Origin of the sequence: Glaciecola sp. 33A (assembly GCF_002836745.1) — a bacterium.
In the GTDB taxonomy this organism is placed as follows: Bacteria; Pseudomonadota; Gammaproteobacteria; order Enterobacterales; family Alteromonadaceae; genus Glaciecola.
In genome coordinates this window covers 45,152-69,707 of the sequence record NZ_PJAR01000032.1, presented here as the reverse complement: position 1 = coordinate 69,707, position 24,556 = coordinate 45,152, and the positions used below count along the sequence as shown (strand labels likewise).

Sequence of the window (24,556 nt, the reverse complement as noted above, 5' to 3'; positions counted from 1 at the left end):
TGGGTATATTTCTTAGCATACTAGGTTAAAAAAAATTACCGACCAATCATTCTAAGTCGTCCACCTTTTGTATGTCGGGACATGGACTTTTTCCCGTTCTAGTATCGCATACAAACATACGTTCAACGTTCTCTTTCCAATTATTTACATCTTGGTCAGAAATTTCTTGCCTCTTCTTTTTAGTGCCGCTCTTATCCAGTATGTGATAGCAACCGTAATGGCGTAAACCGTGAGCTAAGGCAGGCCTATAGCTAAAATGATGTATTCAACAAATGTAATTTCCTTATCTCAGCATCGATACACCTAGTTTTGCCCTAACCATTAGGTATACCGACGTGTTAATAAGATATAGGTGTGGGTCAATATCGTTGCCAATAGATTTATTTTGCTAGTTCTTAAGATTTAAATAATAGTCATTTATATTTAAATATTCTTAAAATATAACAAGCTTACACAACGCTTTTGTTGTGAATGACTATACTCAGAAATGTGGCTAAAAATCACACACAAGCCACTATCCGACTATTTACTATTAGGAGGTTTTTAATGGAATATCGATGTGCTGAACGTTCATCAGTAATTGAACAAGTAGAATTGTGGAATGGCAAAGAAAAATACGGCGAGTTTGAAACTAAGGATTACTGTTTAGGTGGTATTTTTGTTAAAAATTGCCAAAATAAAGTTGATGCTCACAGTGCTTCTTCCTTAACGGTTAAGTTTTGTCATAATCCAAATCTAAGCTATCAGGCAAGTCATCATGCAGTGGTGGTGCATAAGACCGATAATGGCTTGGGTTTAAAGTGGTCTCATAGACAATACTAGTAAGTGTAGAAAGTGTAGTAAGTTTAGAAAGTGTCTGCATCTTAATTTAGTGCTTACAGTAGTTCGTAAGGATAGCTATGCTTGCAATTCGTAAACAAATCCATGGAAAGGACTAAACTGCTAGCACTGAATTATCTTCAAACATGGCAAGAAACACAGAAACCGTTTAACCAACAACGAGTAGGTGAAACGCTCACAGCATTAGTTCACAACTTACCCTGAGGCACCTCAACCATTGCTTGTCGTTGCAGTTGCTGCTCGTTAACCGTTAATGTTTTCTCCCCGTCTGAAATAGACCAACACCAAAATTGTTCCTTGCCTACTTGCTCAGTTTGAGGAGATAAGGTAATGGTTAACTCGCGTGACGGATCAACACTAAAGGCCTCAGGCAGTGGAAACAAAATTTGATCCCAATGAGTGGGTATGTCGTTGGGTCCGGTGCCAAATTGTACGCCAGCGCTTAACTGCGCGCTGAACCAGCCACACAACGCAAATATCTCAGTCTTTTCGCTCGGTACAAGCGTTGTGGTGAATACTCTTGGCGTATCGGTTTTAGTTATAGTGTGCATATCCAGTGAGCCCATATCGGCGACGCTTTCCAACAAACTATCAGGCTCTAGCGCGACCAAATCCGATTGCTGAAACGGCACTTGGGCTATGGGCGCAAAGTCGAGACCGTAGGGAGAGTCCCGTAAAAAACACAAATCCTCCAGTACATCTTCATCATTGACCAGTCCTACGTGCAAAGACAATTGGGCCGGGATCATTATACCGCCCTTGGCCAAATAACGATCCCTTACCGTTAGCAGAGGTTCCAGCATAGCCTCGTAAAACAGGCAGTGACCCATCCACTCTGAAACGATAACGTCGACCTCTTCGTCAAGTTGTAGGGAATCGTGATCGTCATGATAAAAGGAGATGTTCTCAAAGCCATTAGCGAGTGCAATGGCTTGTGCATTCTTGATAAAAGGCGAACGGTCTACCGCTATTACCTTGTGTGCATTTGCGCGAGCAGCAAACATTGACAACACACCGCTGCCGCATCCAAAATCCAGCACACTGTGATTGGGTTTGACCACGGCACCTATAGATTTTTCGTAGGCTTCTGTGCGCACAAGATCCTGCAGCATTACTTTGTGCATGGCGACATCACGATAAGACATCCGGTGAAGACCTCCGCTGCCGTCTGTTTCGTTGGCGCTTATGTCACCGCTGTTGTTGTCGTCATTAGTCTTAACCATGGCCGTCTCATGTTGATGTTTGCGCAACAGTTTAACAGGCTGATGCATTTCCAGATACTCATTATATCGGAACAATTAGCAATCCTGCTTTGATTACGTTTTTACCTATTTTTAGCTGCTACACCAAAGCTAATGTAAGACGCAAATTTTGGCATCCCCTTTATATAATCACTTTCAAACCAATCGATAGTGAAGCCACAGCTTTGTATATTTTCAATCATAGGCCTATTTAAATTACAGCCACCAAAAGCCTTACTCCATAAACTATTTAAACGATTTTGCCATTTTTGAGTTGAATTATCAGGAGCCTGACCATGCTCACAGAATAGAACTTTACCGTCAGACTTTAATACGCGGTGTATTTGCTTCATCGCTGCTCGCCAATCATCAATAGTACACAGCGTATAAGTTAATACTACTGAGTCAACTGAGTTATCACCAAGTGGAATTTTTTCACCTGGGAGGCTTAACCACTCAACCTGAATAGGTGATTTAGCTGCGTTGCTCATCGCTTTTTTGCGCATTCCGAGGGAAGGTTCAAGCCCCCATATCATGTTAACTTTGTTCGGATTATATAAAGCTAAGTTAACCCCAGACCCCATGCCAACTTCTAAAACATGTCCATAAGCTAAGGGAACGACTTTTTCTCTGAGTTTCATTATTGCACTTGATGAACACGCACAATTTATGATGTGTGGAAGAATATTATTTTCATAAAAACTCAAAGGTGTATTCCCTCTTTAAACTGATATTCATGTGGCCTTGTGAGGCCACCTTTCTTGATGTCTAAAGCGAGCGCTTACAGTGTTAAAGTAAGTGCGCAACACTTCTTATATTTTTTACCACTGCCGCAATTACAGGGATCGTTGCGAGCAGGGACCTTAACAACCTTAACCGCCTGCTTTCTGACAAGGAGCGCGGTTAGCTCAAAGATAGATTCAACTGCACCTTCCCTACTATCAATCTTCACCTCGGCAAATAGATGTGCTTCAGCAACTGCGCTTTGCACTTCTTGCTTACGCTCCTCACTGGTAACAACCAAACTCAAGGGATATTTTTTACTACCGGGTATGCGGTTGGCATTCCTTTCATAACCGAATTTAAGATTGCTTTGACGTGCGTCCTGGCGGCCTTGAAAAAAGAATTTATCTGACATGTATGATCCAAAAATCTGTAAACGGTAACCACCAATGTGGTGGTCTCTACCAATACAACCAATAGTACCTTGTCTCGCCAAAACAGCCTACTAATAAGAGCTACAAAGTGGTAAACCCGCCATTCTTGCCGCCTATTGAGATTCGTTTAACTGAACAGACAGGTGTGGCAGTCTCTCTTTGAAAAATTTTATTACACTGCTATTTTTGAATTCAGCATTGAACGCGCCCTCAAGCGAATTACATATCCAACGCTTCGACGTTTAGTCATATTTGAGAATGTCGATGCGATAGCGCAGGTTGATTGCCAATATGCTTATGCTCTGCGGACGATATTGACCTTGAGCAAGATTACCTATTTTAGCTGAGCTCATTTATCAAAGTGCCTAATTTCTAGCAACAATGATCAATGTCCTATAAGTATTACCCCTTTATTACTGGCCGTGTTAGCTTGGTGTATAACTACGTGAAGCATCAATAGTAGACAGATAATTATGGTGAACAAACTTAAGCATATCGGTATTTTCACATCAGGTGGTGATGCTCCTGGAATGAATGCAGCATTATTTGCGGTGGCTAAAACAGTTGAAAGCTACGGCATTAAACTTAGCGGCATACGTCGGGGATTTGAAGGTCTTATAGATAATGATTTAATACCACTGAATTGTAGGCAACTGCAAAGAATAATGCATCTTGGCGGCACACTCCTTAAAACCGCTCGTAGTGATCGCTTCATGACTGCGCTGGGGCAACAAAAAGCATTACGAACAATTCAAAAAAATAATCTCGACGCACTTATTGCTATTGGTGGCGATGGCACATTTCGAGGTATGTTGTCGCTAGCAAACATCAGCAACACTCCTTTTATTGGCATTCCTGGCACCATAGATAATGACATTACTGGCACTGACTACACGCTCGGGTTTGACTCAGCGGTCAATACAGCAATAAAGTGTATTGATAATATAAGAGATACTGCGGAATCTCATAACAGGGTATTTCTAGTTGAAGTCATGGGCCGAGATTCTGGTTACATCGGTATATATTCTGGCCTTAGTTGTGGCGCAGACTCAATACTGATCCCTGAAAGTGATGAAGATATCACCTATCTTTTAAATAAGATCAAGAATTACGACAGCGAAGACGCGTTTATCGTAGTGGTAGCTGAAGGTGATGCCCTGAGAGTTGAAGAAGTAATGTCACAAATTAGGATCGTTAATCCTCACATAGAGTTACGAGTCGCTAAACTGGGTCATATACAGCGGGGCGGCAATCCTTCGGCTCAAGACCGTATGCTAGGGATCCGGCTAGGCGTGCTTGCAACAACAGCCCTTATAGAAGGGGAGTCCGGTAAAATCGCCGGTTTTTGCAACAATAAACCGTCGTTAAGTCCTATTGAAGGCGTTGTAAAAAAACATCTGGTCGATACTGAGTTAAAACGTCTTTTAACCCTGTTTTGTGGATAACAGACCCTAACGGCGCAAGGACGTTATCGTGAGGACATGCACTAGTCTGCTATTCAGGACCTAGGGCTGCTAGTTTCTTTTCTTTCATCTCTCTTCGATAATGCTTGAATGTGTCAAAAGTAAATAATGCTAATGCCACCCAAACAAAACAAAAAGTCACTAAACGTGCAGTGCTCAGTTGCTCGTTATAAAGGGTCACCGCCAAAACAAACATTAACGAGGGGCCAATATATTGAAAAAAGCCTAAGGTTGAATAGCGAATACGTCGAGCCGCGGCGGTGAAGCAAAGTAACGGAGCCGTTGAAACTACACCCGCTAATAACAATAAAACATTCAGTGAGCTTGTATTATTGCTTAAATCGGACACTTGAGTGGCAAAGAATAGCCAATAAATAATGGCTGCGGGAAACAGAAATAAAGTTTCTATAAACAAACCAGGCAATGAGTCTACAGAGACTTGCTTGCGAAGTAGTCCATAAATACTAAAACTCATCGCCAACGTTAAGGCAATCCACGGAACGTAACCAAAATTAAAAATCATAATCAAGACACCAGTAACGGCGATACCGACGGCGACTTTTTGCGTCATTCGCAAGGTTTCACCCAAAAATAGACGCCCTAAGAAAACATTAATTAGCGGATTAATGTAATAGCCCAAACTTGCTTCAAGAATAAAGTCGTTATTAACCGCCCATATATACAAAAACCAATTGCATGCAAGTAAGGTACTTGCCACCATCAGGGTAATCAGCACTCGCGTACTTTTTATAGCCGCCTTCACTTTACCAATATGACGCAAGCCAACAATCAAAAACGCCAGTAATACGAATGCCCAAACTACGCGATGCATTAATATTTCGACCGGGGGAACAGCGGCAAGTGCTTTAAAGTAGATGGGTGCAATGCCCCACATTGTATAGGCACAAAGCGCAAAAATAACGCCGGAACGGACTGAACTTGGTTGGCTCAATTGACTCTCTTTAACGGTTAATACGAGTGAATTTTAGTTCCCTCTCTACTATATACGGACAAAAAACACAGCATTACCAACCTTTCAGGATAATCGACTCTATGCTTCCCAAGGGTTAATCGTTTGTATCTTAATATGCTTGTAATCTAACGGATGGCGAGTAACTAAACTAAAATTTTTCACCAAGCAAGTAGCTGCAATCATAGCGTCTCTTTCCGATTTAGGATTAGGCACATGCAGTGCGGCGCAATACTCTGCCATTTCGCCATCAAATGCAACAACCCGACCTTTAAAACCTTGTAATACTTGCTTTTGTAGCCAGGTATTTAAAACGTCACATTCCCCAGGACTGGCTTTTCTTTTTTGTAAGATGGCCAACTTCAATTCCAGTATGCTAATTGATGAAACATACAGATTAAAAGTCTGTTGCTGACTGGCCCATGCAACAAGTTTTGCATCCTGCGTGCCCGGGTTTCTTAATACCGATAAAACGCTAGTATCGAGTAAATACATAGTAGTCCCTTATGCCGACTGACTGGTAGTTTTGAACTTAGGCACCGATAATTCGATATCAGCTGTATTTGGCGCACCTAATAAATCGCAAATAGTGCTAGTTTTACCGGTTATTTCCAAATATTCCTCAATGCTCATCATCATATAAGCAACCACCCCTCGTTCAGTAATTTTTACTGGTACGTTTTTAGCTGCGCGCTTTACGGAACTTGGGTCTTGGTTAAATTGACGGCTTGTAAAAGTATCTACACTCATTTTTATCGCTCACTTTAAATACACGTAACGACATTACTACAGTTTTTAAAATGTGCAAATATTCAGCAATAATAAAATAGTCTGCTAGTACAGCATGAATTCAAGCGCAAAAACGCGTAAAATGCCGAAATCGAATTTAAATGAGATAAAAATTGAGCCTTATTGCACAACAATCTAATGCTATTGCCGAGAATAACACCAAGGTAACTGGCGCAATAGCGGCTGAAAAAGTCGATACTCAACACTACCAAAAGTGTGCAAAAATATTAAAAGACACCTTTGGCTATGCTGAGTTTCGTGCGGGCCAAATGGAGGTTATTGATAAAATCTTAAATGGCCAAGATGCGCTTATCCTATTACCTACTGGCGGCGGTAAATCGTTGTGTTATCAGGTTCCCGCATTGGCCCTCGAAGGCATCACTATTGTTGTTTCACCGCTTATTTCTTTAATGCAAGATCAAGTACAACAGTTAACTTCTCAGGGCGTAAAAGCGGCCTACTTAAACTCATCACAAGACGCTGAAGAGTCTCAACAAATAACGGAGCAATTATTCCGTGGCGAACTTGACCTGCTTTACGTAGCACCCGAAAGGTTATTAAAATCGTATTTTCTGAATTCATTGCAACGGGTAAAAGTGAGCTTAATTGCAGTGGATGAAGCACATTGCGTTTCGCATTGGGGGCATGATTTTAGACAAGATTATCGTCAACTTGGGCGTTTAAAATCGCAGTTCCAGAATGTTCCCTTTATTGCCTTAACGGCTACCGCCGATCATGCCACGCAAGTTGATATTCAACATCAATTGCAATTAGACAATCCCTTCGTTTTTAAGGGAGGCTTCGATCGCCCAAATATTCGATACAACCTACTCGCTAAATATAAAGGGTTTGACCAAGTCGTTGCCTTTGTTAAACAACAAGATGGTGCTGCCGGTATTGTTTACTGTAATAGCCGAGCGAAAGTGGACGACCTAACTCAGCGCTTACAAAGCGCGGGTATTAAGTGTGATGCTTATCACGCCGGTCGAGATACCGCTACGCGCGAATTTGTACAGACTCAATTTCTAAAAGACGATTTGCAAGTTGTAATCGCAACGGTTGCCTTTGGCATGGGTATTAATAAATCCAATGTTCGCTTTGTAGTGCATCATGATGTGCCTCGAAGTGTTGAATCTTACTATCAAGAAACCGGACGAGCAGGGCGAGATGGTATGCCGGCAGAGGCCCTATTGTTATTTGACGAACGTGATGCTGCTCGGATTAAACAGTGGATTTCAACCGGCACAGCACCCGATCGATATGATATTGAGATGCATAAATTTGAAGCTATGGAAGCGTTTGCCGAAGCGCAAACTTGCAGACGACAAGTCTTATTAAACTATTTTTCAGATTATCGCGAAGAACAATGTGGTAACTGCGACATTTGTCTCGACCCACCCAAATTATTTGAAGGTACGACGCAGGCTCAGCAAGCATTATCATGCGTTTACCGCCTGAAACAAGACACCTCTGTACAATACGTAATTGATGTTCTGCGAGGCAAGAGCATAAGAAAGATAGTAGAAAATAAACACAACGAATTGAGTACCTACGGTATCGGCAAAGACCAATCTGATAGCTACTGGCATAATATTATTCAGCAATTGATCCACCAAGGACTTTTGCGCATTGATATGACCTTGTCCGGTATTTTACGCATCAATGAATCAGCTCGCGCTGTTTTGAAAGCAGAGCGCGTTGTGCATCTTGCTGTGCCTAAATTAAGTGTCGATACGAGCAAACGAAACAAAGCAGAACCAGTGAATATTGACCGCCAGTTATTTGCCAAGTTAAAACACCTGAGAAAACAGATTGCTGAAGAAGAAAACGTACCCGCTTTTGTCATTTTTAGCGATGCTACGCTTGCAGATATGACGGACAAAATGCCAACAGACAAGAATCAATTCATTGGGGTCACCGGTGTCGGTCAAACCAAGCTAGAGCGGTATGGAGAGGCTTTTATCACGCTTATTGAAGACTATTTAGGAAGTCGTTAAGGCCTTATACAATTACCCTGCTAACCGACCGTGCCAGTTAATTAAAAAGACGCTTCAGCCTCTTTCATCTTAGCCGTGGCGGTTCTGTGGCTTTGCAAGTTTCTAAGTTGCTGAACGTAAGTCGTCATATGCTTAAAAGGCTTAAGTTTGCCACTGTCAAATAAACCTTCAAGGCCAAAACTCATCTGTACATCAGCGAGCGTCGGTATGTCGCCGACAAACCATTTGTTGTCTGCCAAATGGCCTTCAACGAAAACTAAATTTGCTTCAATATTTTTACCAAAGTAAGCATCCATTACACCATCAATTATTTTGTCTGCAACATAACGAACAAAAAATGGACTGACTTTCTCCCTCGCTTTTTCAAGCACCATACTGGTTACTAACGACGGCATGAAGCTACCTTCCGCGTAGTGCGACCAAAATTGCACATCGTTGAAACTATGTGCGCTCTCGTCCGGTAACATTCCGGAATCCGGAAATTGCCTCGCGATGTAATCACAAATAGCGCCTGATTCAGCAATCACCTTGCCGTCGTGGATCAACACGGGAGCTCTGCCCAATGGATGGATTTTTTTCAACTCAGGTGGAGCTAAATTGGTTGTAGCATCGCGCCTGTAGATCTTAATCTCATAATCTGCGCCGACGGATTCCAACATCCAAACGATGCGTTGAGAGCGTGAGTTATTCAAATGGTGTAACTGAAACATATTTTCTCCTTCAGCGTTAATTTGTTATTCCATTCATTGCGATTATTTATGCAACCGCAACATTTTTCACATAGGCTTTATATAAAAGCCTTTTACAAAAGCCTTTTACAAACGCCTTTTACAAACGCCTTTTACAAAAGCCTTGTACTAGATCCTTATAAAATACCCTGACAAAAATCTTTTATAGAGACTGCCCTTATGGACTGAGAGGAAATATAATTCTCAATTGAGTTTTCGTCGTATAGTAGATTATTTATACTTATTGACAGGTCATTTAGATTTAAAAAGTTTTATTGAGGCTTTGGATCGAGTTGCGCATAGTAAGCTGATAGATCAGCAATATCTTGGTCTGTTAGTTTTTGTGCATGCGAGGTCATCGCTATATTTACCCGTTCGCCACTTCGGAATGCTTTCAATTGGAGGACTAGATATTGTTCTTTTTGACCTGCCAAATTTGGGTAGATAGGTATGTTTGAGATGCCATTTACGCCATGACACATGCCGCAAACCATGGAGATTTCTGAGCCTCGTTCAACATCACCTTGTAATATTGTATCTGCGCACGCTGAAAGGCTCGCGACAGAAAACACGATTAGTGCAAGGAGTTTTTTATTTAAGGATATTCTTGTCTTATTTCTTTTAATTATTTTTCTCATTATTGATTCCTTTGCACAAAACTAACGTATAGTCGTTGCATACTAATTCAAACGAGATAGCATGCAACTTTTTCATCATTATGCCACAGAACTAAGCGCTATTAGCAGCCAAGTAAAACCGTTCCCCGTTACCGGTGCCAGAGTTGCTGTGCGCAATGAATCACTAGCAGCTGAATTAGGTATCGATCTTAAGGAACTTGAAACCGACGCGTTATTATCAGCATTATTTGGTGAACATGGTGAATTACAAGCAAATAGTGTTGCTCAAAAGTACGGTGGACATCAATTTGGCCAATGGAATCCAAACCTCGGTGATGGTCGTGGGTTATTGCTAGGCGAAATTAAAGCGCCAAATGGAGCTTTCTGGGATCTGCATTTAAAAGGTGCCGGTCAAACACCCTATAGTCGTCAAGCCGACGGAAGAGCTGTTTTGCGCTCTACCATTCGGGAATACCTTGCGGGCGAGGCCTTGCATGTTCTAGGTATTCCAAGTAGTCGCTCTCTGTGCTTATTGACCAGTAACGAACCCGTGCATCGCGAACAGCGAGAACGCGGTGCAATGATGATCAGAACCTGCCAAAGTCACATACGGTTTGGGCACTTTGAGTATTTTCATCACAGCAATCAGCCGCAGCAACTAGAAGCCTTATTTAATTACTCATTTAAACACCACTTCCGGAGTTGTTTAAGTTCATCAACACCACACCAAGACATGTTCCAAAGTATTGTCACAAACACCGCTTTGATGATCGCAAATTGGCAGGCTTATGGATTTAACCATGGTGTAATGAATACCGATAATATGTCTATTCATGGCATCACTTTTGATTACGGTCCGTATGCTTTCCTAGATGATTTTATTCCGGAGTATGTGTGTAATAGCTCTGATCATGCTGGAAGGTATGCTTTTGACCAGCAACCCAGTATCGGACTGTGGAATTTGAATGCCTTAGCGCATGCATTCACCTCATTTTTAGAAATTGACGAAATAAAAACAGTATTGACTACCTATGAAACTACCTTCATAAACGAATATCAAATATTAATGAAGCGTCGTTTGGGTCTTTATGAACATGCCATCAATGATACCCAACTGGCCGCTGAAATTGATGTATTAATAGCTGAATGGATGACTATTTTGCAGGACGAAAAAGCCGATTTCCATCAATCGTTTCGTTTAGTTAGTGAACAATTACTATCATTGGAAACCCTAGATTTAAACAGTATATCCGATAACTTTGTACAAGCAGATCGGGTTCGCCAGTGGTGTGTTAATTATCATGAGATACAACAAAGCCTGCTCTCGTTGTCAAACAGCAGTTGGACGCAAATTCAACAGCAAATGCTTGCGGTTAACCCCAAGTTTGTATTGCGAAATCATTTAGTGCAAGAAGCTATTGAAGCTGCTGAAGAGGATGATTTTTCCATTTTGGAGACGCTAGTAACAGTGCTGACCTCGCCATTTGAAGACCATCCTGAATTTGCGCGTTTTTCTGAGCCTCCAGCCAATCCACAAAAAGGTATTTCATTGTCATGTAGCAGTTAAGTTATACAGCGGGGCGTTGTTTTGTATCCGCTAGCGCAAGCTTGAGTTACTATCTACAAGGTAAGCGCTCTCGATAAGCGTTTTCATTAATAATATCAGTTATTTGAATGGTTAAACCAGATATGTTTTTCCTTCACACAAGCCCTGTTTTAAGACTAAGATAGCGCTTGAGTTGCAAAAGGACATAATGAAATTGAAAGCAATATTTGCTCAGTATTTAATTATTGGACTGTTAATAACTGTGAGTGCACTGCCACTAAAGGCATTCTGCCAAGAACAGTCAACCACTGATGCCATTAATATCGTCGAAGCAACAGAAATAACTACGTCGATTAATTTGCAAAATATAGCCGTATTGCACTACACCAGTGAAGGGTTATTGCTGTCTGATGTGGTCCAACTGACTCAGTGGCAACGGACATTTTCGCTTACCCCCATTCCTGAAAACAAAGTCCTGTGGGTCCGTTTCCAAATTCAAAATAGCGGTAACATTAATATTCCGCTCATGCTTATTGCCGGAAATACCTTTATTGATCGCATAGATGGTTTTTTAGTCGATGATCAAGGCCGCATTATACAGTCCATTCAACGCAATAATGCCAACCCAAATTCAGCGGCAAGCGGTCTACATGGTTTTAGAATGGCCCTCACTTCTCGCCCCGATCAACGACTTAGTGTGTACTTGCGAATAAATGACGACGGTCCTGCAATATTGCCTGTCGAATTATGGGATGAACACAGCTTTGAGCAACAAAGCAGCATTCGACTTATTTTGCTCGGTGCGCTTAGCGGCGGTTTATCACTATTAGCGACCTACTTCTTAATCACATACATGCTCAAGAATGCGCCTGCTCGCTTTTGGTTTGCAATATTTTCAGTTGCCTCGATGACCACATTACTTAGCGCCGAGGGTATTTTACCCAGTTTATTTAACCTGCCCGCCTTTGCTGCTGAAATAACGGCCTTTAGTTTAACAATAAGTTTATTTGCCGCGATTAAGATTGGTCGCGATATATTTGTACCGGTATCTCGTGTTTGGCTGCGAGCACACTACTTTTTGCTGGCAGTCCCTATCATTACTTTGTTTTTGTACAACGACTTTTGGCAGTTAATCTCTATTCTAGGTATCATCAGCGCGTTTTTAGTCAGCAAACTCTTCGCCACACTTATTTATCGCTCTAAAATTGATATGCGCAGCACTATTATCTACTTCTGTGGTTGGCTTGCAATTGGCTTAGTTGCTTTATTGGAAGTGCTCTCATTTGCACAAGGTGCCAGTCATTTAAGCTATTCAGCAGCATTGCCATTTGCCTTTACTTGTTTTGGGATAATGCTGGTCGGTGTGGCGATTATTAGTCGAGAGCATTCATTGGTGTATCGACAAGAATATGAGCAAGCGACGATTATTAGCAATCTCCAGCACTTTGCAGATGTTTTTGATAATACCGCGGAGGGTTTATACGCAGCCAAATCTGACGGAACGTTACTGCGCGTAAATGCCGCGTTTACGTCACTTTTTGGTTTTGAGTCAGAGCAACAACTGCTGACCACTTTGCATAAAATACATGATTTGTTTTCAGACCCTGTTGAGGCCGACTTATTATTAGGAGAGCTATCCTCGCAACGAACAGTCATAGGTAAAGAATTTAGAGGGAAGCGAGTTGATGGCAGAGAATTTTGGTTTTCAATTTCAAGCCAAATAGTAAAAGCCAAAGGTGATGCAGAACATTTTGGTAGCCTATTCGATATTACCGAACGCAGAGTAAATCAAATTAATCTGCAGTATTTGAATACGCACGATCAATTAACAGGCTTGCATAATCGTCGTCACTTTTTGCAACTATTGAATGATAAAATCACACACAGTAAGGTTAGCAGTGAAAAATTCGCGGTGTTTTATATTGATGTCGATCAGTTTAAAATTATCAATGATACCTGTGGTCACGCTGCCGGAGATGTATTCATAAAGGAACTTGCGCATGAACTGTATGAAGTATTCGATCCCAAATGGATTTTCGCTCGCTTAAGTGCGGATGAATTTGGTCTTATTGTCGAATATAATGATGAAAGTAGAATTAATGCAACAATTGAGAAAATTTTTTCTCAGGTACGTAACTTTGAATTTAAGTGGGATCGCCATCGCTTTAGTCAAAGTGTGAGTATCGGTATTGCAAGGCGTGAACTCAATGCAGCTGACGCCGAAGAGTTACTCAGTTTTGCAGACACAGCCTGTATCGTTGCCAAAGAAAGTGGTCGCGATAAGGTGCATGAGTTTTCAAAAGATATGAACACAAAAAATAGTTACGAGAGGGAACTTTACTGGGTTAACGAAGTTACGCGAGCGTTAAAAGAAGATTCATTTGAACTGTATTTTCAACATTATCGTCCACTTAATAAATCAGATGACAATGATTACTATGAGATCCTTATTCGCTTAAGGACCGAAACCGGTGACTTGACAATCCCAGAATTTTTTATGCCTGCGGCCGAGCGCTGTAATTTAAGTAATAAAATAGATAAGTGGGTTATTGAGAACTATTTTATTTGGTTAAACACAAACTCTGAATATATGCACAAACTTGCTATGTGTAATATTAATATTACCGGACACTCATTGTCTGATGACGACTTTCAGTTTTTCTTGCTTAACGCATTTGAAAAGTACCATATCCCGCCCGAAAAAATATGTTTTGAAATTACGGAAACATTGGCCATCATCAAAATGAACGACGTTGTCGCTTTTATCAAGCAATTTAAACGCTTGGGCTGCACATTCGCGATCGATGACTTTGGCAGTGGATTCTCTAGTTATGCCTATTTAAAAAACTTACCGGTCGATTATGTCAAAATTGATGGTAATTTTATTCGCAACATATTGACTGACCCAATTGATCTTGCAATGGTAACTTCAATTCGTGATGTTGCAGGCGCTATGTCTATTCAGACTGTCGCTGAGTTTGTTGAATCTGATGAGATTATGGTACAGCTTGGGAAAATGGGATTGGATTTTGCGCAAGGATATTGTATTGCAGAACCTGCACCTTTAATCAACTTTTTGTCGTATAATAATGGGACGAAAGAGTAGTACCTGTTAGAAAATTTAATTTCACCCCCAAATATCGCTTACTTTTAGGGTAAATAGCTAGAAATATGAGTAATACATACACTTCATTTGAATTTGTGAGTAGTGCAAAACTACCCACTCACTTTGGCGATTTTGTCATTCACGGTTTCGTAGATACATCTAACGATCAAGAACATATTGCTTTGTCACACGGTGAATGGGCAGAAAATGATGTGGTTCCCGTTCGCATTCATTCTGAGTGTTTAACCGGTGACGCGCTGTTCAGTACTAAGTGCGATTGTGGTTTTCAGTTGGAAAGAGCCCTGCAAAATATAGTGGCCAATGGATGTGGCGTTTTACTATATTTGCGCCAAGAGGGTCGTGGTATAGGCTTACTGAATAAAATTAAAGCGTATCGTTTACAAGATGAAGGCTATGACACGGTTGAAGCTAACGAACATTTGGGTTTCGATGCCGACTTACGCGATTACAGTGTCTGCAAGACGATGCTTGATACGCTGAAAGTGAAACGCGTAGAACTCATGACAAATAACCCTAAGAAGGTTAACGCATTAAACGACATGGGTATTGAGGTTGTCAGGCGCTTGCCAATTGACCATGGTATTACTGACGAAAATAAAGCTTATCTTAAAACGAAAACTGAAAAGTTAGGCCATACCTTCAATGCTGACCACCTAAAATAATCGATTTTACTGCTAGTTCAATTTTATTCAGTTTCGGTTAAGTTTACTTAGCGTATAACTATAGGTATCCAAGTAGGAGGATATCGGTATGAATACGAATCGAAAAGTAACAGCAAACAAACCAAGAATATCTGCAAGTGTAATAAAAACACTTGGCTACACGGCCTTATTGACCGTGTCGTTAACCTTAGGCATGCACTATGCCCAAGCGACCTCATTGCAATCAAATAAAGTGTATGGATTTCAAAAAAGCCAGTCTCAAAGCGAATATGATCAGATTGATTCCGCGTTGGCACCTATCGCACTTTACCCCGATTCTTTGTTGACTCATATTTTAATTGCATCTACGTATCCACTTGAAGTGATCGAAGCTGCACGGTTTATTCAACAGCATCCACAATTTGATCTGAACGATTATGAAAAAAATGGATTAGATAAAAATACCATTGAAGCAATTCAAGAAGACGCGCTGGAATACGGCTGGGATGCTTCAGTTATCGCACTAACCGCGTTCCCAGACATTTTGAACAATATGAGCGACGACTTGGGTTGGTTAAGTGACTTAGGCGATGCGTTTAAAAATGATCAAGAACTAGTGTTAAGTCGCGTGCAAAAACTACGTGAATTGGCCTATGATCAGGGTAATTTAAAAAACGATGAACAAATAGAGATAGTCGTTGAGCGCGAACAAGATGCGCGTGTCATTATTATCCAGCCACGACGCCATGAATTCGTCTACGTGCCATATTATGACAGCGCTATCATCTATGGACCGAGTTGGCATGTGAGTTCGTCATATCGTTGGTCGAGACCATATTATGCCCGTCATTATCGCCACAACCATGTTTACTTTGCGCCAGCAGCCTATATCGGTAGCCGATTATTATTCGGCGGGATTAATTGGGGTAATCACTACATTTCGATTAATAGAAATTGGTCTTATCGCAAAGCGCATTCCTACCACTACAAAAATACACAGTATAAACGTGTTCATCATAAAGAATACCAGCGTTGGACTCCGGTAAAACGGCATACGCGCCATATTGAACGTCAAAAATATGCGGGTAATAAATCAACACACAGCGCTTATAAGCGCAACGCATGGGTGACAAATAGACACAGTGAGTTTGAAAAAGTACGTAGTTCGGATAGAAGAATTACACGCAGTAGTGCAGAACAGACCCGGCGTCAATTTTCCAAAGCGACCAGTAACAGCCAACAAAAGTTATATAGAAAGGCGGATATAGCCGAGGCGCGTCAACCAAAGCCGATGCAAAATAGAGACATTGAGCGTAAAGATAGAGGTCTTAATCAGCTTAATTCGCGCCAGTCTGAGAGGACGATTGTGTCGCAGCAGCGTCAAGTATCCAAGCAGCAGCGCCAGGTATCCAATCAGCAGCGTCAAGTATCCAAGCCGCAGCGCCAGGTATCCAAGCCGCAGCGTCAGGTATCCAAGCCGCAGCGCCAGGTATCCAAGCCGCAGCGCCAGGTATCCAAGCCGCAGCGCCAGGTATCCAAGCCGCAGCGACAAAATGTACAAAGAACCAAAATAGTAAAACGGTCTAAAGAATAAGTGTCAATAGCAACACCTCAGCAGTTTTGTGACAACTTAAGGAATCGCTGACAAAGCAATGGGAGAAGATTGTCGCAGACGCCGATGCAACAACCAGATTACGGGTACTGATCTGTTCAAATTTTGCATCGGCGTTTTTTCTTTATAGAGGTTAAGGCAACCGAATGGTGAGACCCACCTCTGGTGCAATTTTACCCTCACAAACATCAGCATAAATGTTGGACATACCATCTAGGCCGTGAATATCGGTCATTTTTAGCCATTCACGACTTTTTGCAAACGAGTGTTTCAGGTATTTACCACTTTGCTCTTCAAAACCCTCCATTCCCCACTCTTTAATTCGCTTTTGAAGTTGCGAGGGGGCAAAGAAAAACTCACTGCGTTGCTTGATAAAATCGGGTCCTGTTTTTATTTCTTTCCAATGTGTTACACCAACATTTGAGCAGAACTTCATGTTCTCGCCCAAGTGTTTATGTAAGTCATTAAGAACCTGACCATTTCCCGACATATCTACAATCAGCGTCGGTTTAGTAGCGTCTATCTCTTGTATTTGCTCATACGATAGCGTTTTGTCATAAACGCCTAAACTTTCAACCATCTGCATATTGCGCGTTGAAGTTAACGCAACTTGCGACGGTGCATTCGCGTCATCTTTAACACCATAAGCCAAACCTGTGCTGGTTTTACTCGACGCGCTAATCATGACTAATTGAGTTGCACCGAACCAATCATTACTCTTAAAATAATCATATAAGGCAAATGAAGTTATATGCAGTGGGTATAGCAACATGCGATCATCTTCAAAAGCTTTATTGTAGCCCCGTTCAGACTCTACTTTACGATAAATATTATAGCCTACTGGCAATGCTGCTCGATGCGCAGATCCGTCAATCCATGTCGTCGAACTGACCTTCGTCGGATGCATCATTAAGTGAGTGGCAGGCGGAAAATAACCAAATAATCGCTCTCCCACTGGCACTTCAAGATTAGTTGATTTGACGACATCAGCAAAACCCCAGACCGGCAATACGCCCCAACCTGAAACATCTTTACTGTTATTCGAACTTGCAGTATGCGCAGGGAAAAACTGCCAATAGCCTATTTTATCTGCAACCACAGCATAGGTTATATTGTTGGCGGTAAGCGCAAATTTATCCACTTTCACCAACACCTCACCTTCAGCTAAGATTTGATTTGAAAGGTCATTGTCTATAATTCTGCATTTTACATAGTTACTTTTACTTACTTGAAACTCGCTCATGCTGTTTGTCCTTGTTGAATTGCGGCTAAATACCCCTGCAGTTTGACCATCGCAGGTTTTCCATTATCGCGCATACGTTTGAGTATCATCAGTTTCTCCATATCATCCGGTTTTACTGAACGAACGAGTTTGCTAAAGCCATCTAGTCGATTGTTCAGTAACCATTTTCTAAGTCCCTCATCTTTTGACCAAATATGCTGATTCATTAGGAAAGCAGCAGTGAGTCGCAGCCAGTCAAGATCGGAATTGGGCAGCGGAACAACATTACATATCTTATTTTTCACCGCATCGTCTGGATAGACTGCCTCTACGTGCGCAATAAAAGCAGCGCTGAATACAGGCTGATACGAACGCACCGTTTGCGGAGTTATAAGTCCCTTGGTAAAAATGGGTTTCATGGCTAAGTTTGAAATCGCGCTTGCAGAGCAATCAACATGAATGTGATAAGGCGTAGTACTAATCTCACCTTGTTGAAGTTTGATTTTATCGGCTGAAATTGACACAACTCGGCCCATTCGCACAACATTCTTTACGCGCTGTAATTCAGTAAGTTCCATTTTACTAACCGTTGCACCATGAAACATTTTGGGCCATACGTTCTCATCAATTCTTAAGAATACCCCTGACGCTTCTAGGCGCAAAAACATATCATTTATCGAGGTTGAATTAGCAATGGCTTCCATTTCGTTCGCTTGCGCACCAATAGAACTAGTGAAAAACTCTTCTGTTGGTTGCGTGTTTTCGCGGTCTAACAACCATGCATCACGAGGCATAATCCAACTAATATGATCTGGATTTACGCCGTTTTGAAGTAAGAACAATACCGCATCGATACCTGTTTTACCGCCGCCCACAATGACATAACCTGCCGGAGGAGTCTGAATGCTGGGTAGCTCATTCAAGGGCATAAAATTAACACTATCTGCAACATCAAAATTGGGCGTATGGGTGGATGGCACCGTCGTTTTTAAGTAAGTGCAATCAACGGTTTTATTATTCACGTCAACATGATGTTTCTGACCCGTTAAGATTGATTCAAAGTTGCTATCACCTTTATAATCGCACATTGGAAAATACTTGACCCGCCCTGTTGGCAAAAACTGCTCGCGCATAATATTATCAAAATAGGCACTAACTTCTGCGCCTGTGGCAAGTTCATTTAAGCCTTTATTAAGTCCTACCTCATCTTTACAACCTGTACTTAGCTCTCTTGAACTGACACCGTAGAATGCAGAAGGTTGGTGTAAAGTCACAAATGGATAAGCGACGTTCCAATGACCACCCGGCTTGTGATGCCGGTCAACAATGACGATATTCGCATCAGTCTCGGTCAATATTGTATCGGCAAAAGCCATCCCTACAGCACCACTGCCAACAATAAGATAATCTGTTGTGTGCGTTTTTATCGTCATTGTATCTCTCACTAATATAAATTTAGAAGGTAAAAAGCATCATTCTCAGGCCTAAAAGCACCTGATTTATTGCTCGCTAGTTAAGCATAACACTGTTATATTTGTCAATTAAATGCATATTAAGTAAATTAATTGTAAAAAATGAGTAATAACTGCTAGTTAATACAAAGGAGGAAATTAGGTTGAGACAAACCAAAATAAAAGGTCCCGAACAGCTTATTGAAAAAGTATCCAAACAACCCAGTAAAATTGGAAAGGTTAACAGCGCACATGCAAAAAAACGGATATTACTGGCCGCTTCTGAATTGTTTGCTCTCGGCGGTATTTCAGCACTAAGCGTGCGCTCAATTGCTGACGCAGCGGGTGTTTCAACTATTGGTATTTACAGCCATTTTAATGGCAAGCAGGGGATCTTAGATGCCTTGTTTATAGAAGGTTATCAGATGGTGCATGACACTATGGCCTTTTCGACGGTGGACTTGTCGGCGAGACAAATTCTGCTGAAGGGTGTTCGTGGTTATCTTACCTTAGCGAATCAATATGAAGGCCACTATAGACTTATTTTTGGTGAAAACGGTAATCAGTATGAACCCTCCGATGAAGCACGCGAGATGTCATCCAAAGCATTTAAGCGTTTAGTTAGTCATTCATGTATTATATTGCCACCCAATTCACCCTGGCCTCTTAAGCAAAAGATAGCCTTAGACTTGTGGGCATTTGTGCATGGCTATGTCAGCTTAAAACACCACGCTACAAGTGCAATGATTTCTGAACAACATTGGCAGGAAATGGCAGTTGAAGGCATCTCGATACATATTGACGCACTTATTGCTAAATATCCTACTTCGCAAACCAAGTAACAAACTCAGATCGCCGATAATCTATTGCTCAGTAAAGTAAAAAGACGCTGTTGCTAGCCTCCAGTAACAGGAGGGAAAAACGCAATTTCATCACCATCATTTACCCGCGCTGATGCGCTGGTTAATGTTTGATTCAACGCAATTAATACGTCTTGTTCTGCAAGTAAAGTCCACGGTTCGCCGCGGGCAATAATGTTTTGTTTAATATCATCTACCGTTTTCTCATCGCTGTATTCGTAAGCAAGTGAATCAACACCAAGACGCTCGCGCAGAATGGCAAAAAATCGGATATTTATCATGTGTCAGTCCTCTTCCATTCGCCGGTTTTACCGCCTTCTTTTATTAGCACCTTAATGTCGCCAATGATCATGTTCGGATCGGCTGCCTTACACATATCAAAAATGGTAAGCGCGGCAACAGAAACGCCGGTCAATGCTTCCATTTCTACACCCGTATTACCGACTAACTTGCATTCACAGCGAATATTTATTCGAGAGTTTGCATCATCAATAGTAAAGTCAAGACCCACTTTTGACAGCATTAACGGGTGGCATAAAGGAATTAGCGATGGACATTTTTTGGCGCCTTGGATCCCGGCAATTCTAGCAGTCGCAAGCACATCGCCTTTGGCAACGTTATTGTCTTTAATGAGTGCTAGTGTTGAAAGCGTCATTGATACAAACCCTGTCGCCACGGCTCTTCTTGTGGTTGGCGTTTTTGCGCTCACGTCCACCATACTGGCTTGACCCGTTTGGTCAACATGCGTAAGTTTACCTTGAGTATTCAACTTATTATCCATACAGCCTCTATTAACCTCTTCGTTAGCCTCTATTGACCTCTTAGTTAGCCTCTATTAACCTCTTAGTTAGCCTCTTAATTAGCCTCATAGTTAGCACCTCAGTTAATCTCTAAATTATGCCTCAACTAACAAAGCGAATTTCAATGCTACCAATCCATACAAAATAAGCAAACGAAACACGCTTTAGCTCAATGATTTTTGATAGCACTGTTTAAAAACTCGGGGCTGTGCATAGGAGAACCACTTTGTTTTTGCTCGGCATCTTTTACTAAATTGACGATACGTTGGTTGACTGGCGCTGGGATGCCATGTTTTTTAGCGAGACTTACGATTTCGCCATTCAGAAAATCAATTTCAGTTTTACGTTTCAATGCAAAATCCTCATACATTGAAGAACGAGCTTTGGGATCGATTTTCAGCGTTGCGCTAGCTACTCGTTTAAACAACCAATTAGGTAGCGCCAAAATGTGTGGCATCCAACTTGGAATCACTTTCCCGGTCCTCGCAGGCTTAATACCGGCGACTTTCATGACAGCTAACGCTTCTGCAATCACTTTTGTCATCACTAAGCGATACTCTCGATTGTTCATTTGCTCTAACAATGGAATTCCTGACAACGCATTGACTGCGTTATTTAAATTTATAATCAGCTTGCCCCATTGCACTCCCTCAATATCATCATGTAATGTCACCGGCAAATGGGCTTGCTCTAGGGCATTAACAAGGCTTGCATACTCACCCTCTTTTGCTTCAATAGCTAAATTACCTTCTGTACCGCAATGAAACTGACCTTCTCCGTTGTTTAGAACGTTAAAAGGCACCATGGCTTTGAGTATTTTATGATTCGGTAATTTGGCTTTTAAAGTAGCTACATTTTGAGTTCCGTTTTGAAAGCTAACAATCACAGCTGACGCTTTCGCATGGTGCAGAATAGACTCAGCAGTACACCCAGTATCACCGCTTTTTACGGTCAAAAAAATATAATTTGCGTCAGCAATACTCTCCATTGAAACGGAAAACTGTAACTGATCGATTTGCATTGTTGCGTCACGTCCCTTCCAATCAGTAACCTGTAAACCGTGACTAGTCAGTTGCTTCTTCATTCGCTCTCTGCCGACTAAAATGACATCAACACCATTCGCTGTTAGGCAGCCTCCAAGATAACAACCAACGCTACCCGCTCCGACTATCGCAATTTTTCGCTGCATACTTTATGTGGTCCTTTATTTTTACGCTGGACTTTAGATAAACTCGATACTCAGCTTATTTGCAGTAGTAAACCGACATACTTAAACAACAAGACTAAATAAATAAAGCTTATCGCTTTAAATTGCAACCTAAACAATAAGATTAGGATTACATGACGGCAATAAAGTCGCCGTTAAAGCCCTATTAATAGATATTATCAGCGCTGTGTTGTCAGCGTTTTTTGATAAAACCGGTTAATAATTCACATTTATTTAAAACCAAGTATATTTAGCCGAAAGACAACAAATAATAGAGAGCCACATGTTCTATAAACTAGTTGCTCTGCTCGCCCTTCCAATTTTGGTTGTTCAAGGAAGACAAGTTAGAAAACGAGCAGGTAAACTTCCTGAGGCAATTGGCGAACGCCAAGGTTCAACTAACGATTCGACAAAACCACCACTTGGCATACTGATTATTGGTGATTCAGCTGCCGCTGGCGTGGGCGCGTCTCATCAAAATACAGCGCTGCTTGGTCAATTAGTTAATAATCTAAAAAATGACTTTAATTTATCATGGACACTAGTAGCAAGAACCGGTGCACAAACTCAGGACCTTTCTAAAATGCTAGACAGCGCTAAATTGGGTAATACCGTTGATATTGTGGTGACCAGTTTAGGCGTAAATGATGTTACGTCACTACAACGCGCTAAACATTGGTTGGATGAACAAAACAAACTGCATCAATATTGCTTTCAAACGCTAGGCGCTAAGCATATTATCATCAGTGGTATGCCGCCAATGCATAAATTCCCGCTATTACCAGAACCATTGAGATGGATCTTGGGAAGCAGAGCCAAAGAATTTGACTCTCTACAAGCAATAAATAGTGGTAAATGTATAAATAAGACTTATGAGCCGTTGGCCTTTAATATGGACAAAAGTGCAATGGCCATTGATGGTTTTCATCCTGGACCACGCATATATCGTCAGTGGGGCTTAAATTTGAGCGAGCGTATTATATGTGTGGCTAAAACCTTGCCAAACAGAACTGAAACTAGTATTTAACATTGCTATTGTTTAGCGCATTGTAGTGTAGTTATGCAAATTTAGTGGCAAACACTTTTGCAAAAAACGCGGCAGACGATTCGTCCATATTAAAATACAAACTTGGCTCAATCAGTTCTACTTCAATAATCATTAACTCAGCGTTTAACGACACAATATCAACTCTGGCATACAATGCCTCTTCAGGTAAGGCGTCAATCGTTTGCTCAGCAAGGGCAAACATCGCGTTAGATGGTTGAATGCTGGTAAGTTGGCCACCGTGTTCTTCTTGCACCCTGAAGTCGCCTTTGGCGGGTTGCTTACAGATAGCATGGCTGTATTGTGAATTAAAGTAGAAGAGTGAATATTCACCTTGTTCAAGAATGCTTGTTAAAAACGGTTGGATCATCGCTGAACGTTGTTTATATTCTTGCATTATCGAAGGTAATTGCTTGCTAACTGCCGCTGGTGTGAGACGGTAAGTGCCATCTGCGTTAGCACTAACATAAGGCTTTATCACAATTTCATCACAATTGAATTTAGCAAATGCGGCAGCAAAATGCGGTTCGTGTAGTTCATCAGCCCAAAGCGTCGGTATGATTGGCACGCCTTTATCTTCGAGTTCCTTCAGATAGCGCTTTGAAATGTTCCATTCAATTAACGACATCGAATTACACAGCACCGCAGATGAGTTATCGATAATCTGCAAACACGCGAGGAATTCTTGGCAGTGTGCTTGATAGTCCCAAGTACTGCGAACCACAACGACATCGTATTGATCCCAATTGTGATTTTTTACACGCCAAGATACTTCAGTTGACTCCCATCCAAGGCTTTTTAGTGGATCATCAAGTAATCGATCATAAACGAAAAACGCGTCTAAATTGTCCGTCGTTAGAATAGCTACTTTGGGCATTTAATTCCTTACTCTGCTTGGACTCTTGCGGTGTTTCGACTTTATTTATTTGTGGTAGGTTATGTTGAGTCCCAAGATTTGCTTCACTCTGTGGTGAGCCAAATAGAACCGCGATGATGGTAATGGTAGCACCCATCATGCTTAACCATAAATTACGCTTAAAATGCATAAAATTCCCTTTCTAATAGCAGACAATATTCCATGGATGCCTGAGGCACTTAACCTGCAATGCCGAGCTTAGCGAACCTGCTAACACGAGAAGAATACCAAACAATAGGCGGTTAACGCCACAAATTATAAGAAATAAAGTAAGAACGAACCTAAACAACAAAAATAGCAACCAATCCGATGAATCAGTTGCTATAA

The 24,556-nt window shown here is 41.4% G+C and carries 24 protein-coding genes; 9 read left to right on the top strand and 15 right to left on the bottom strand.

Features of this window, described 5'->3' with window-relative positions; translation table 11 throughout:
• Nucleotides 1-546 precede the first annotated feature (546 nt).
• Nucleotides 547-822, top strand: a complete 276-nt coding sequence (locus CXF81_RS05985) for a hypothetical protein (protein WP_101180458.1) — start codon at nt 547-549, stop codon at nt 820-822.
• Nucleotides 823-1,028: 206 nt separating this feature from the next.
• Here the strand turns inward: CXF81_RS05985 and CXF81_RS05980 are convergent, their stop codons facing one another.
• The 3 genes from CXF81_RS05980 to CXF81_RS05970 all read right to left on the bottom strand — a co-directional run bounded on the left by CXF81_RS05980 (nt 1,029) and on the right by CXF81_RS05970 (nt 3,219).
• Entirely contained in the window at nt 1,029-2,138 is a 1,110-nt protein-coding gene (locus CXF81_RS05980) for a class I SAM-dependent methyltransferase (protein ID WP_101180457.1), read from the bottom strand.
• A gap of 26 nt (nt 2,139-2,164) precedes the next feature.
• Nucleotides 2,165-2,722 (bottom strand): class I SAM-dependent methyltransferase, encoded by a 558-nt coding sequence (locus tag CXF81_RS05975; RefSeq protein WP_101180456.1) that lies wholly within the window; start codon nt 2,720-2,722, stop codon nt 2,165-2,167.
• A gap of 140 nt (nt 2,723-2,862) precedes the next feature.
• On the bottom strand, nt 2,863-3,219 hold the full coding sequence (locus CXF81_RS05970) for a PBPRA1643 family SWIM/SEC-C metal-binding motif protein (protein ID WP_101180455.1): 357 nt from the start codon (nt 3,217-3,219) through the stop codon (nt 2,863-2,865).
• Between the two features lie 492 nt (nt 3,220-3,711).
• Here CXF81_RS05970 and CXF81_RS05965 point away from each other — a divergent pair, with 492 nt between their 5' ends.
• Nucleotides 3,712-4,683 (top strand): 6-phosphofructokinase, encoded by a 972-nt coding sequence (locus CXF81_RS05965; protein WP_101180454.1) that lies wholly within the window; start codon nt 3,712-3,714, stop codon nt 4,681-4,683.
• A 49-nt stretch (nt 4,684-4,732) separates the two neighbouring features.
• Here CXF81_RS05965 and rarD read toward each other — a convergent pair whose 3' ends face one another.
• From rarD to CXF81_RS05950, 3 genes are all read right to left on the bottom strand, one after another.
• Entirely contained in the window at nt 4,733-5,653 is a 921-nt protein-coding gene (rarD, locus tag CXF81_RS05960) for an EamA family transporter RarD (RefSeq protein WP_101180453.1), read from the bottom strand.
• 99 nt (nt 5,654-5,752) lie between these two features.
• Complete coding sequence (locus CXF81_RS05955; RefSeq protein WP_101180452.1) at nt 5,753-6,166, bottom strand: type II toxin-antitoxin system VapC family toxin; 414 nt, start codon at nt 6,164-6,166, stop codon at nt 5,753-5,755.
• A 9-nt stretch (nt 6,167-6,175) separates the two neighbouring features.
• The gene (locus CXF81_RS05950) at nt 6,176-6,421 is read right to left on the bottom strand and encodes a prevent-host-death protein (protein ID WP_101180451.1); all 246 of its coding nucleotides are present in this window, start codon (nt 6,419-6,421) and stop codon (nt 6,176-6,178) included.
• A 152-nt stretch (nt 6,422-6,573) separates the two neighbouring features.
• Between CXF81_RS05950 and recQ the strand changes: the two genes are divergently transcribed.
• Nucleotides 6,574-8,457 (top strand): DNA helicase RecQ, encoded by a 1,884-nt coding sequence (gene recQ, locus CXF81_RS05945; RefSeq protein ID WP_198556332.1) that lies wholly within the window; start codon nt 6,574-6,576, stop codon nt 8,455-8,457.
• A gap of 41 nt (nt 8,458-8,498) precedes the next feature.
• Here recQ and CXF81_RS05940 read toward each other — a convergent pair whose 3' ends face one another.
• On the bottom strand, nt 8,499-9,167 hold the full coding sequence (locus CXF81_RS05940; protein WP_101180450.1) for a glutathione S-transferase family protein: 669 nt from the start codon (nt 9,165-9,167) through the stop codon (nt 8,499-8,501).
• Nucleotides 9,168-9,457: 290 nt separating this feature from the next.
• On the bottom strand, nt 9,458-9,823 hold the full coding sequence (locus CXF81_RS05935; protein WP_101180449.1) for a cytochrome c: 366 nt from the start codon (nt 9,821-9,823) through the stop codon (nt 9,458-9,460).
• A 61-nt stretch (nt 9,824-9,884) separates the two neighbouring features.
• On the opposite strand from CXF81_RS05935, the gene CXF81_RS05930 reads away from it, so the two are divergent.
• From CXF81_RS05930 to CXF81_RS05915, 4 genes are all read left to right on the top strand, one after another.
• Entirely contained in the window at nt 9,885-11,369 is a 1,485-nt protein-coding gene (locus CXF81_RS05930; protein ID WP_101180448.1) for a YdiU family protein, read from the top strand.
• A 187-nt stretch (nt 11,370-11,556) separates the two neighbouring features.
• Nucleotides 11,557-14,454 (top strand): EAL domain-containing protein, encoded by a 2,898-nt coding sequence (locus CXF81_RS05925; RefSeq protein WP_101180447.1) that lies wholly within the window; start codon nt 11,557-11,559, stop codon nt 14,452-14,454.
• A gap of 65 nt (nt 14,455-14,519) precedes the next feature.
• Complete coding sequence (gene ribA / locus CXF81_RS05920) at nt 14,520-15,137, top strand: GTP cyclohydrolase II (RefSeq protein ID WP_101180446.1); 618 nt, start codon at nt 14,520-14,522, stop codon at nt 15,135-15,137.
• Nucleotides 15,138-15,225: 88 nt separating this feature from the next.
• A complete protein-coding gene (locus tag CXF81_RS05915) occupies nt 15,226-16,710 on the top strand; it encodes a DUF3300 domain-containing protein (RefSeq protein WP_101180445.1) in 1,485 nt (494 codons plus the stop codon).
• A gap of 151 nt (nt 16,711-16,861) precedes the next feature.
• Here CXF81_RS05915 and CXF81_RS05910 read toward each other — a convergent pair whose 3' ends face one another.
• The gene (locus CXF81_RS05910) at nt 16,862-17,971 is read right to left on the bottom strand and encodes a DUF2855 family protein (RefSeq protein ID WP_101180444.1); all 1,110 of its coding nucleotides are present in this window, start codon (nt 17,969-17,971) and stop codon (nt 16,862-16,864) included.
• Nucleotides 17,968-19,383 carry an FAD/NAD(P)-binding protein gene (locus CXF81_RS05905; protein ID WP_101180443.1) on the bottom strand — a complete coding sequence of 472 codons (1,416 nt, stop codon included), beginning with the start codon at nt 19,381-19,383 and terminating at the stop codon, nt 17,968-17,970. The genes CXF81_RS05910 and CXF81_RS05905 overlap by 4 nt, the downstream gene beginning before the upstream one ends.
• Nucleotides 19,384-19,565: 182 nt before the next feature.
• Here CXF81_RS05905 and CXF81_RS05900 point away from each other — a divergent pair, with 182 nt between their 5' ends.
• A complete protein-coding gene (locus CXF81_RS05900; protein ID WP_232771794.1) occupies nt 19,566-20,243 on the top strand; it encodes a TetR/AcrR family transcriptional regulator in 678 nt (225 codons plus the stop codon).
• Between the two features lie 53 nt (nt 20,244-20,296).
• Here CXF81_RS05900 and moaD read toward each other — a convergent pair whose 3' ends face one another.
• From moaD to CXF81_RS05885, 3 genes are all read right to left on the bottom strand, one after another.
• A complete protein-coding gene (moaD, locus tag CXF81_RS05895) occupies nt 20,297-20,542 on the bottom strand; it encodes a molybdopterin converting factor subunit 1 (protein WP_101180442.1) in 246 nt (81 codons plus the stop codon).
• A complete protein-coding gene (moaC, locus tag CXF81_RS05890) occupies nt 20,539-21,042 on the bottom strand; it encodes a cyclic pyranopterin monophosphate synthase MoaC (RefSeq protein ID WP_101180441.1) in 504 nt (167 codons plus the stop codon). The genes moaD and moaC overlap by 4 nt, the downstream gene beginning before the upstream one ends.
• Nucleotides 21,043-21,230: 188 nt before the next feature.
• Nucleotides 21,231-22,250, bottom strand: a complete 1,020-nt coding sequence (locus CXF81_RS05885) for a 2-dehydropantoate 2-reductase (protein ID WP_101180440.1) — start codon at nt 22,248-22,250, stop codon at nt 21,231-21,233.
• A gap of 301 nt (nt 22,251-22,551) precedes the next feature.
• On the opposite strand from CXF81_RS05885, the gene CXF81_RS05880 reads away from it, so the two are divergent.
• Nucleotides 22,552-23,295 carry an SGNH/GDSL hydrolase family protein gene (locus tag CXF81_RS05880; protein WP_101180439.1) on the top strand — a complete coding sequence of 248 codons (744 nt, stop codon included), beginning with the start codon at nt 22,552-22,554 and terminating at the stop codon, nt 23,293-23,295.
• Between the two features lie 31 nt (nt 23,296-23,326).
• On the opposite strand, the gene CXF81_RS05875 is transcribed toward CXF81_RS05880, so the two are convergent.
• Together CXF81_RS05875 and CXF81_RS19820 are read right to left on the bottom strand one after the other, a co-directional pair.
• A complete protein-coding gene (locus CXF81_RS05875; protein ID WP_101180438.1) occupies nt 23,327-24,190 on the bottom strand; it encodes a RimK family alpha-L-glutamate ligase in 864 nt (287 codons plus the stop codon).
• Nucleotides 24,135-24,359 carry a hypothetical protein gene (locus tag CXF81_RS19820; RefSeq protein ID WP_157825504.1) on the bottom strand — a complete coding sequence of 75 codons (225 nt, stop codon included), beginning with the start codon at nt 24,357-24,359 and terminating at the stop codon, nt 24,135-24,137. The genes CXF81_RS05875 and CXF81_RS19820 overlap by 56 nt, the downstream gene beginning before the upstream one ends.
• Between the last annotated feature and the right edge of the window lie 197 nt (nt 24,360-24,556).